9 protein-coding genes are annotated in these 9,010 nt (G+C 59.4%); 6 read left to right on the top strand and 3 right to left on the bottom strand.

The genetic code is table 11. The features are described from left to right. From dctP to ACLHHB_RS11535, 3 genes are all read left to right on the top strand, one after another. Positions 1-335: TRAP transporter substrate-binding protein DctP (dctP, locus tag ACLHHB_RS11545; protein WP_410218430.1), on the top strand; the 335-nt coding region annotated here is incomplete at its 5' end. 4 nt (positions 336-339) lie between these two features. Continuing rightward, a complete protein-coding gene (locus tag ACLHHB_RS11540) occupies positions 340-834 on the top strand; it encodes a TRAP transporter small permease (protein ID WP_410218429.1) in 495 nt (164 codons plus the stop codon). After that, positions 827-2,116, top strand: coding sequence for a TRAP transporter large permease (locus tag ACLHHB_RS11535; protein ID WP_410218428.1), 1,290 nt, complete (start codon positions 827-829; stop codon positions 2,114-2,116). Before ACLHHB_RS11540 ends, ACLHHB_RS11535 begins: the two co-directional genes overlap by 8 nt. Positions 2,117-2,198: 82 nt before the next feature. On the opposite strand, the gene ACLHHB_RS11530 is transcribed toward ACLHHB_RS11535, so the two are convergent. Continuing rightward, positions 2,199-3,113, bottom strand: coding sequence for a GlxA family transcriptional regulator (locus tag ACLHHB_RS11530; protein WP_410218427.1), 915 nt, complete (start codon positions 3,111-3,113; stop codon positions 2,199-2,201). Positions 3,114-3,214: 101 nt separating this feature from the next. Between ACLHHB_RS11530 and ACLHHB_RS11525 the strand changes: the two genes are divergently transcribed. Genes ACLHHB_RS11525 through ACLHHB_RS11515 form a run of 3 tightly spaced genes read left to right on the top strand, consistent with a single transcriptional unit; the run spans position 3,215 to position 6,588 of the window. After that, positions 3,215-4,138 carry a 3-keto-5-aminohexanoate cleavage protein gene (locus ACLHHB_RS11525; RefSeq protein WP_410218426.1) on the top strand — a complete coding sequence of 308 codons (924 nt, stop codon included), beginning with the start codon at positions 3,215-3,217 and terminating at the stop codon, positions 4,136-4,138. Beyond that, the gene (locus ACLHHB_RS11520; protein ID WP_410218425.1) at positions 4,135-5,568 is read left to right on the top strand and encodes a carnitine 3-dehydrogenase; all 1,434 of its coding nucleotides are present in this window, start codon (positions 4,135-4,137) and stop codon (positions 5,566-5,568) included. Before ACLHHB_RS11525 ends, ACLHHB_RS11520 begins: the two co-directional genes overlap by 4 nt. A gap of 51 nt (positions 5,569-5,619) precedes the next feature. Next, positions 5,620-6,588: a GlxA family transcriptional regulator gene (locus ACLHHB_RS11515; RefSeq protein ID WP_410218424.1), complete on the top strand. Its 969-nt coding sequence runs from the start codon at positions 5,620-5,622 to the stop codon at positions 6,586-6,588. On the opposite strand, the gene choX is transcribed toward ACLHHB_RS11515, so the two are convergent. Both choX and ACLHHB_RS11505 read right to left on the bottom strand, forming a co-directional pair. After that, positions 6,577-7,515: a choline ABC transporter substrate-binding protein gene (choX, locus tag ACLHHB_RS11510; RefSeq protein WP_410218423.1), complete on the bottom strand. Its 939-nt coding sequence runs from the start codon at positions 7,513-7,515 to the stop codon at positions 6,577-6,579. The genes ACLHHB_RS11515 and choX overlap by 12 nt on opposite strands. Positions 7,516-8,174: 659 nt before the next feature. Beyond that, positions 8,175-9,010, bottom strand: an 836-nt coding sequence (locus ACLHHB_RS11505) for a nucleotide-binding domain containing protein (protein WP_410218422.1), incomplete at its 5' end; no start/stop codon positions are given.

The following is a 9,010-nucleotide window of genomic DNA, read 5'->3' as shown; positions in this document are numbered from 1 at the left end:
CCAAGCTGAACGAGGTGCAGGAGAACCTGACGCTGGACGGGCACGTCTACTCCTCGACGATCATCCTCGTTTCCCCCGCCTTGTGGGGTGGTTTGGACGACGAACAGAAAGCGGCATTCGAGAAGGCTGCCGACGAGGCCGTTGTCGCAATGCGCGCCTATGTGGACGATGTCGACGAGGCTGGCGTTGCCCATCTGGAAGAAGCGGGCATGTCCGTGAACGAGCTTTCTCTAGAGCAGAAGGCTGTCTTCCGCGAAGCGCTGGCCGAGCCTTACCAGCGCTACGAGGCGCAGTTCGGCAAGGAGCTAATGGACCGCATTCAGGCGGTCGAGTAACTAAGTGCGCCGCATCGAGACAGTCTTTGTAATGCTTAACGGTGCGGTGCTGGTGCTTGTGCTGATGGCGATGTCGGGCATCCTTGGCTGGAATGTTCTGGGTCGCTACCTGACCGGCAATTCCCTCACTTGGGCGGACGAGGTCGCGCGTTATTCCATGATCTGGCTAACTTTTCTGGGCAGTGGCCTCGCGCTGCGCGAGGGGGCGCATGCCGCCATTACCAATGCACAGGATGCGCTGCCTGGTCCATGGCAGCGTACCCTGCGTGCGCTGATCCTTCTGGTATTGCTGGGCTTCTTTGCCTTTATGGTCTGGGTTGGTATTGACTACATGAACCGCATGGCGGTCCAGCGGTCGGCGGCTCTGCAGGTCCCAATGAAATGGATCTACGCTGCAATGCCGGTCGGCTTCGTGCTGATGATCGTGCATCTGGCATTCATGGCGCCGCGATACCTGCGCGCAGGTTTTCAGCACTCGGACGAGGTCGCTCTTGGCTGAGATCATGATCATTGCCTTCCTGATCCTGATGGTGATTGGAGTTCCGGTCGCATTCAGCCTTGCGATGTCGGCCTTCGCTGCCGTGGCAGTCACTGGGCGATATCCAATGGTTGTCGTGGTCAAGGAGATGTTCACCGGCCTCGACAGCTTTCCGCTTCTGGCGGTGCCATTCTTCATTCTCGCTGCCGAAATCATGTCAACGGGGGCAATTTCGCGCATGTTGCTGCGGTTTGCGTCACAGTTCGTCGGGCATCTCCGCGGGGGGCTTGGCTATGCCAACGTGCTGACTGGCACGCTGTTTGCAGGCATCTCTGGCTCCGCCTTGGCGGCCGCCGCAGGTCCGGGAGCCATGATGGCGCGGATGATGGAGCGCAGCGGTTACTCGAAGGCTTATGCGGGGGCCCTAACAATTTCCGTTTCAGTCGTGGATCCGATCATTCCGCCTTCGATCACGATGATCATCTATGCGCTACAGGATCGCAATGTGTCGGTCGGGTCATTGTTCATGGCAGGGCTGCTGCCTGGTCTGCTAATCGCGGGCATGGCCGCAGGCGTCAACTGGTGGATCAGCCGCAAGCGCGACTATCGCAGCCAGGAAATGCGCCCGCCAGCAGCACAAATGCTGCGCAATACCATAGCGGCGCTTCCGGCACTCTTGTTGATCGTCACGATCGTTGGGGGGATTCGCGGCGGCCTCTTTACCCCAACGGAAGCGTCCGTAGTCGCAGTTTTCTACGCCATCATCGCCAGCGCAGTCATCTATCGCGGCTTCACCTTTTCCGATCTTTGGGGGGCATTTCTACGTTCGGCCACCATGTCGGTTGCAGTGCTGATGATCCTCGCGTCGGCGCGCGCGTTTGCGTGGGTGCTGATCATCGAGGGGGTTCCGCAAGCCATGGCTGATGCTGTGATTGCAATGAACCTGTCGCCGATTGCATTCCTTTTGATGGTGAACGTGCTGCTGCTGATCTTCGGCATGTTCATGGATCCGCTGCCTGGCGTGATGATATTGGTCCCGATCCTGGCACCTATTGCTTATGGCCTTGGGATTGCGCCAGAACATTTTGCCATTATCGTCATTGTCAACTTGACCTTCGGACTGATGACCCCGCCCGTAGGTGGGCTGATCTTCGTCGTCGCCTCGGCAACAAAGCAGAAACCGTCTGCGCTGATCCGCGAACTGCCCCCGTTCTTCCTTGCGGCAATGGTGTCCCTGCTGGTCCTGACATTTGTGCCCGTTTTGTCCACCTGGCTGCCGAAGGTCAGCGGCTTCGTGCGTTGATCATGCAAGGTGCCGCAGCATCGGCGGCTCTGGCTTTTCTTCAGACAAGTGTTGACTGAGGCTTTCTCCGGTAAAGCGGGAGCTACCGGTTCCGCCTGATCGAACGGCCATAGGCGCGGCGAAACGCTTTGCTCAGCGCGGGGGCATCGGAGTATCCGCAACGCAAAGCGATCTCCCGCAAGCCGAGATCGCTACTGTTTGCAAGTTCCTGCGCATGCGACAGGCGCAGCATCTGGAAATAGCGGCCTGGAGGCATCCCAACCTCGGCTTGGAACAGGCGGTCCAGCTTTCTGAGCGACAGACCGCAGTGGCCCGCAAGCTGCGGCAGAGACAACGGGTTTTCAACCGTCTCAGCCATCATGCTGGTTACTTGGCGCAACCGTGCCGTCCCCTTGCCTGTCAACGGCTGCAGGCCGCTCTTGATGTCAGCCTGAGGACGCTCGGCGTCGTGCAGAAACATGGACGAAGCAATAAAGGCGTTCGCTTGTCCGAACCGATCCGTAATGAAGGCCAGCATCAGGTTCAACGCCCCGGACGCCCCTCCACACGTCCAGATCTTGCCCTCCGACACATGCGGAGTGGACTCGACCTGCACGTGAGGGAATGCTTCGGCGAATTCTGATAAAAGGGACCAGTGCAGCGTGGCCTTCTTTGCAGACAACATGCCCAGCGCCGCCAACAGCCAAGGACCCGTATCTGCCCCAATTACCAGCGAGCTCCGTCGCGACAGCGCCGAGATCTGCCGCAGAGCCGTGCTCGCCGCATGATCACGGTAGCCATACCCCGCCACCACGATCAGGACGTCGAACGGGCCGCCCGGATCGCCGTCCGATGCAACCAGCAAGCCGCTTGACGAACGCACAGGTCCGTCACCCGCCGTCATGATCTGCCAGGAGATGTCGATATACGCTTGATCCCGAACGGCACGCAACGGCTCCAGCAGACATGACAGGACCATGTTCGAGAACCCGTCAAAAAGAAGAATGGCAAGGCGCATGTTAGAATTCTGGCACGATCGAACAAATGTTTGTCAAGATAGGATAAGAATGGGGATGTGGAAACTCGTAGTATCGCAAGCAAGCTACGAAGGAGCCGACCATGCCGCTTTCCATGAACAAGGAAGTCTTCATTACCTGTGCCGTCACCGGCTCGGGTGCGACGCAGGACCGATCGGCCCACGTACCGCGTAGTCCGCAGCAGATTGCCGAAAGCGCCATTGCTGCTGCAAAAGCTGGAGCGGCTATTGTCCATTGCCATGTGCGTGACCCGGAAACGGGCAGGCCCTCGCGCAGGCTGGACCTCTACCGCGAGGTCACGGACCGGATCCGCGACGCTGAGGTGGACGTGGTGTTGAACCTGACAGCCGGCATGGGGGGGGACATTGTTTTTGGTCCGACAGAGGCGCCATTCCCTGTCAATGCGTCAGGCACCGACATGATCGGAGCCACCGAGCGCATGGCCCATGTGGCTGAATGCCTGCCGGAAATTTGCACTCTAGATTGCGGCACGATGAACTTCGCCGAGGCCGACTACGTCATGACCAACACGCCCGGCATGTTGCGGGCGATGGGCGGAATGATGACGGAACTGGGTGTCAAACCGGAGATTGAGGCCTTCGACACCGGTCACCTGTGGTTTGCAAAGGAGCTCGTTCGCGCAGGCACTCTGGCCGGCCCGGCGCTGGTGCAGCTATGCATGGGAGTCCCTTGGGGTGCCCCGAACGACCTCAACACGTTCATGGCAATGGTGAACGCGGTGCCCAGCGACTGGTGCTGGTCGGCCTTCAGCCTCGGCCGTGATCAGATGCCCTATGTCGCTGCGGCAGTGCTTGCAGGTGGCAATGTGCGTGTAGGGCTGGAAGACAATCTATGGCTGGGCAAGGGGCAACTTGCGACCAATGCACAGCTCGTAGAACGGGCTGTTACGATCACCGAGAACATGGGTGCTCATGTCATTGGACCGCAAGCCGTGCGCGAACGGCTGGGGCTGGTCAAGCGCGCTCCGAAAGGGGCTCAGGCATGAAGAAGGCGGCAATCATTGGTGGCGGGGTCATCGGCGGTGGCTGGGCCGCACGCTTTCTGTTGAACGGTTGGGATGTTGCAGTTTCGGACCCCGATCCGCAGGCGGAACGCAAGATAGCGGAGGTGCTGGCAAATGCCCGTCGTGCACTGCCCGCCCTTTATGACCGCAGGCTTCCGCTAGAGGGACGGCTGATCTTTTGCCACGACATGACCGAGGCCGTCGAGGGCGCGGACTGGGTGCAGGAGAGCGTTCCCGAGACGCTGGATCTGAAGCACCGAATTTTGCCTGCTATTCAGGCGGCTGCGGCCCCGCTAGCAATTATTGGATCCTCGACTTCGGGGTTCAAGCCATCCGAACTGAACATGCAAGGCACGCGCGCTATCGTGGCGCATCCGTTCAATCCGGTCTATCTGCTGCCGCTCGTCGAGTTGGTGGGGGATGCCTCAATCTGCGCCCAAGCGGCTGATATGCTTCGCACCATAGGCATGTATCCCTTGACCATCCGCAAGGAGATCGATGCCCATGTCGCCGACCGCCTGCTCGAAGCCGTTTGGCGTGAAGCACTGTGGCTCGTGAAAGACGGCATTGCAACAACCGAGGAGATCGACGAGTCCATCCGCATGGGCTTCGGGATCCGCTGGGCGCAGATGGGCCTATTCGAAACTTATCGGATCGCAGGAGGCGAAGCGGGGATGGCCCACTTCATGGCGCAGTTCGGTCCGGCTCTGTCCTGGCCCTGGACGAAGCTGATGGATGTGCCTGAGTTCAATGATGAACTGGTTGACCTGATCGCTTCGCAGTCAGACACCCAGTCAGGGCATCTGTCGATCCGTGAGCTTGAACGTTTGCGTGACGACAACTTGGTCGGGATGATCCGCGCGCTGCGTCGAACGGGTAGTGGTGCAGGAAGGGTGGTGCGGGCGCATGAGGCAAGCTTGTCGGAACCGGGCGAACGGGAAGGTCTGCCAATTACGGCAACGCGGCAGGTTCCTGTCAGCTGGACTGACTACAACGGCCATATGAACGAGGCCCACTACCTTGAAGCCGCCTCGCAGGCGACTGACCGTTTCATGGAACTGATCGGTGCCGATGCTGCATATGTGGCGTCGGGACACAGCTACTTCACTGTCGAAAACCATATCCGGTACCTGGACGAGATCCATGCCGGCGACAGACTGACCATTACCACTCAGGTATTGGCAGGACATGGGAAGCGATTGCACTTGTTCCATCGCCTGTGGCGCGACAATGACACACTGGCTGCCACGGTTGAGAGCATGCTGCTGCACACCGACCTGTCGACTCGGCGCACGAGCGAGCCTCGGGCGGGAGTGTCAAAAGCCTTGGCCTTCTGGGCTGCCCGCCATGCAGAAATGCCGGCTGAAGGCGCTGGCCGCTCTGTCGGTGAGCGTCCGGGCGGAACAGGATAGGCAGCGCTTTGAAGACAGCTTGACGAAGATGATGCAACGGGTCGCGCACCGATGGTATTCAAGCAGTCAAACCAGCCCCTGAGCGTTACAATTCTTGTCCTGCCGGAGGCCTCGCTGATGAGCGTGGCGGCAACACTGGACCTGATGAGAGCTGCGAACAGGATCTCAGGGCAGGAGCCCTATCGTTGGCATGTCGTCTCGATCGACGGCCAGTCCGTCACCACAAGTTGCGGATTGGCCTTGCAGGTCGACGGGTGTTTTGCACCAGATAAGGAATGTGACCTTCTGGTTGTTGTCGCTGCTTTCAACGTGATACGCCATGCCTCAGCTGCTTTGCTGGCGGCCGTCCGGCGGGCGGCGCAAAGCACCCGCATGCTTGGCGGGGTCGAAGCCGGCAGCTGGGTTCTCGCCATGGCCGGACTGCTCGACCAGCGCAAGGCGACCACCCACTGGGAGGATCTGGAAGATTTCGCCGCTCGCTTCCCGCAGGTCAATGTCATCCCCGACCGCTGGGTTGTGGATGGGCCCATCTTCACTACGGGCGGTGCCGCCCCCGCGCTCGAATTCATGCTGGCGTTGATCCGGGCACGTCAAGGCTTCGGCGCAGCCCTGAACGTCGCCAGCCTGTATGTTTATGACGAAGTCCGATTGCCATCGGACGCTCAGCCATTGGTGTTTCTGGGGCGCAGCAGCGGGCTCGACCGGCGCTTGTCACAAGCCATACACGTCATGGAGGAACATCTGGACAGCCCGGTCGCGATCCGCGACATCGCGGCAAAGGTGAACTGCTCCACCCGCACATTGGAAGTGCTGTTTCGCACCGTAGTACAGTCCTCACCGGCAGCATATTACCTGTCGCTGCGCCTTCAGGCCGCGAGACGGCTTGTCACAGACACGGACTTACCTATGGCAGACATCGCCGTGCGGACCGGATTTTCTTCCATAGCCTCACTGTCGCGCGCGTTCCGGCGGCAGTTCGGGCATCCACCCTCCGCCGCCAGACGTGGATCAAAGACCTAGGGAGGTCCTGACAGCTGGCAGGCCGGACTGACCATCAGCGGTGGTGACATTCTCGAGCCAGCTGTCCAGCACGGAAGGATTGTCCCTCAACCAGCGTTCTGCCGCGTCACGTGGCTCCATTCCTTCATCAAGAATATACGCCATCATCATGTCCTCGGCTTCGACCGTGAAGGCTAAATTGGACAGTAGATTCCCGAGGTTCGGGCATTCGTCCAACAAGTCTTTGCGAGTCACCGTCAGAACGCTCGCCTCGCCGTCGTTAGGGCCGAACACGTCGTTGCCGTCGGTCAGGTATTCGATGTCGTAGCGCACGTTCATCGGATGCGGGCGCCAGCCGAAGAACAGGATGGCATTGTCCGAACCAATCGCCCGCTGCACTTGCGCCAGCATTCCTTGCTCACTGGATTCCACCAACTCGAAGTTGGCCAAGTCAAAGCTGTTGTCCTCAATCATCTTGAGGATGGTCGTGTTGGCGCTGCTACCCGCTTCGATCCCAAAGATCTGGCTGCCCAATTGGTCCTCGAACTTTGCAATGTCAGCATAGGTTTTCAGTCCGGCGTCGTAGGTCTTGGTAGGTACCGCGAACCCGATCAGTGCGCCTTCAAGGTTCGCGCGAATTACCTCGATCTCGCCCGCTTCGACCATGGGTTCCTGAATGGGCTGCTGCAGCGGCATCCAGTTGCCAAGAAAGACATCGGTGTCGCCCTGCTTCAGCGACTCAAAGGTGACGGCAACTGACAAAATCTGTGTTTCTGGGGAGTAGCCTAGAGCCTCAAGAACGAGAGCCGTGGTTGCTGTGGTCGCAGTAATGTCTGTCCAACCCACGTCCGAGAAGCTTGGGGCAAGACACTCCGCAGGTTCCGCTGCATGCGCCTGCGGCAGCATAGCAATCGAGGCGAGGAGCGTGGCAGCAATTTTGCGCTTCATGATTTTTTCCTCCATGTTGGTTCGGCCAAAGGAGTTCCAGCACTTGGCCGTCCACAAGATGATAACCCTCGTGCATATGTTTGGTTAGCTAAACACGAAGAGATTTTGCCATTATGCGCGGAGCCTTGAACTTCATCTTGCGTGCCGGTCATACCTTGCCACGCTAGCTTCCAAGTGACTGCGATTCTTTGACATGGGGCGGATCGGTGTCTCAGCTTCTGCCGTGCTGTTTTGAGTGCGCGTGTCACGTGCGAAACTGAGACCGCAGAGGGACCATTTGCTTCAAAATGCAGGGCTTGGGTCATTGGCTTATTGATGTGCCGGACCATTCAGAACTGGCACTGTACCTCGATCTACTGGCGCGAATCTGGACTGAGCCCTGTATTCCCGCTTTCAGCTGCAGGGTAGGCGCGACGACGCCCAGTGCGTAAAAGTTGCGCGCAGGTTGGGTTAAGAGAGACTGGGCAAACTAGCAATGATGGATGCAACGTGGGAGCGGGCCTGCGCAAATTTATGAGTGGCCTCTTGACCTTAATTGTTCAGAAACCACGCGGTGGCTTCCCAAGCAACCAGGCATCAACTGGCGCGACACAACAACACTGACGAGCAATGAGATCAGTTCACCGGCCATCAAGCTGTGTTGCGGACGTGTCGCGGGATCACCGACCGTGCAGCATTGCCGCTGCGCTTTGGAAGAACTGCGACGGACCCATCTGGCCTCCCTTCATGATCAGGGGCAGGTCGCCGGTATCCAGTCTTGCCCGCAGGATCGGTACGCCGGCACAAACATCACCCGCGTAATCCAGCCATTGCGGCGCAAGCTGCTTAACGATGGCACTGGAGGTGTCGCCCCCGGCGACAATCAGCCCGCCGACGCCGACACCTCGAGTGGCAATCTTCTCGATCAGTTCGGCACTGCGACGCGCCAGGTCAGCAGGAACGGTCTGCCCGGAGTTCTCGGCAGTTAAATAGAGCATGCAGTCTTGGCCTCGCTCCAGCCGCTCATTGCTCCACTCAATGGCATTCCGAAGCGTGGCATCGCCTGACATGAGGTCAGCCGGATCAAGGGGGAGGCGAGCCATGCTTGCGGCCGAGGCGATTTGGGAAGTTGTCACCGAGGAGCGTGATCCCGCAAATACAAGGACGGGTCCTTCGGCCACGGGTGGCTTGGATAGGCAAGGCGGCCGGCTTGCCTGGACCGCCAGCCATGCCTCTGCGACGCTGGATGCGCCCATAACCACAAGCCGACGGCCTGAAGCATCAAGATCCCGTCCGGCAGCCGTGACATCTGCCTGGTCCAGAATGTCGTAGATGCGCGGGAACTCGTGTCCCTTGCCGCATCTGTTCACGCGCTCCAGATCCGGAAGTCCCAGTCGCGCAAGGTGCAGGCTCATGTCGGCCTCAACCATCGGCGTGACAGGATGCGCCGCCATTACCGGGTGTCGGTCGATGCGGTACATGCATCCATCCGGGCCCTTCGCGAACAATGTGCCAA

The sequence above is a fragment of the Paracoccus sp. (in: a-proteobacteria) genome (assembly GCF_046462195.1).
In the GTDB taxonomy this organism is placed as follows: domain Bacteria; phylum Pseudomonadota; class Alphaproteobacteria; order Rhodobacterales; family Rhodobacteraceae; genus Paracoccus.
Note: the sequence above shows the minus strand (reverse complement) of the source record. Positions and strands in the feature narration are given on the sequence as shown.

What these genes read in the sequence shown, in the direction of transcription:
- ACLHHB_RS11530 (WP_410218427.1), bottom strand. Translation starts at nt 3,113, where the DNA reads ATGCGCCTTGCCATTCTTCTTTTTGACGGGTTCTCGAACATGGTCCTG.
- ACLHHB_RS11525 (WP_410218426.1), top strand. Translation starts at nt 3,215, where the DNA reads ATGCCGCTTTCCATGAACAAGGAAGTCTTCATTACCTGTGCCGTCACC.
- ACLHHB_RS11520 (WP_410218425.1), top strand. Translation starts at nt 4,135, where the DNA reads ATGAAGAAGGCGGCAATCATTGGTGGCGGGGTCATCGGCGGTGGCTGG.
- ACLHHB_RS11515 (WP_410218424.1), top strand. Translation starts at nt 5,620, where the DNA reads ATGGTATTCAAGCAGTCAAACCAGCCCCTGAGCGTTACAATTCTTGTC.
- choX (WP_410218423.1), bottom strand. Translation starts at nt 7,515, where the DNA reads ATGAAGCGCAAAATTGCTGCCACGCTCCTCGCCTCGATTGCTATGCTG.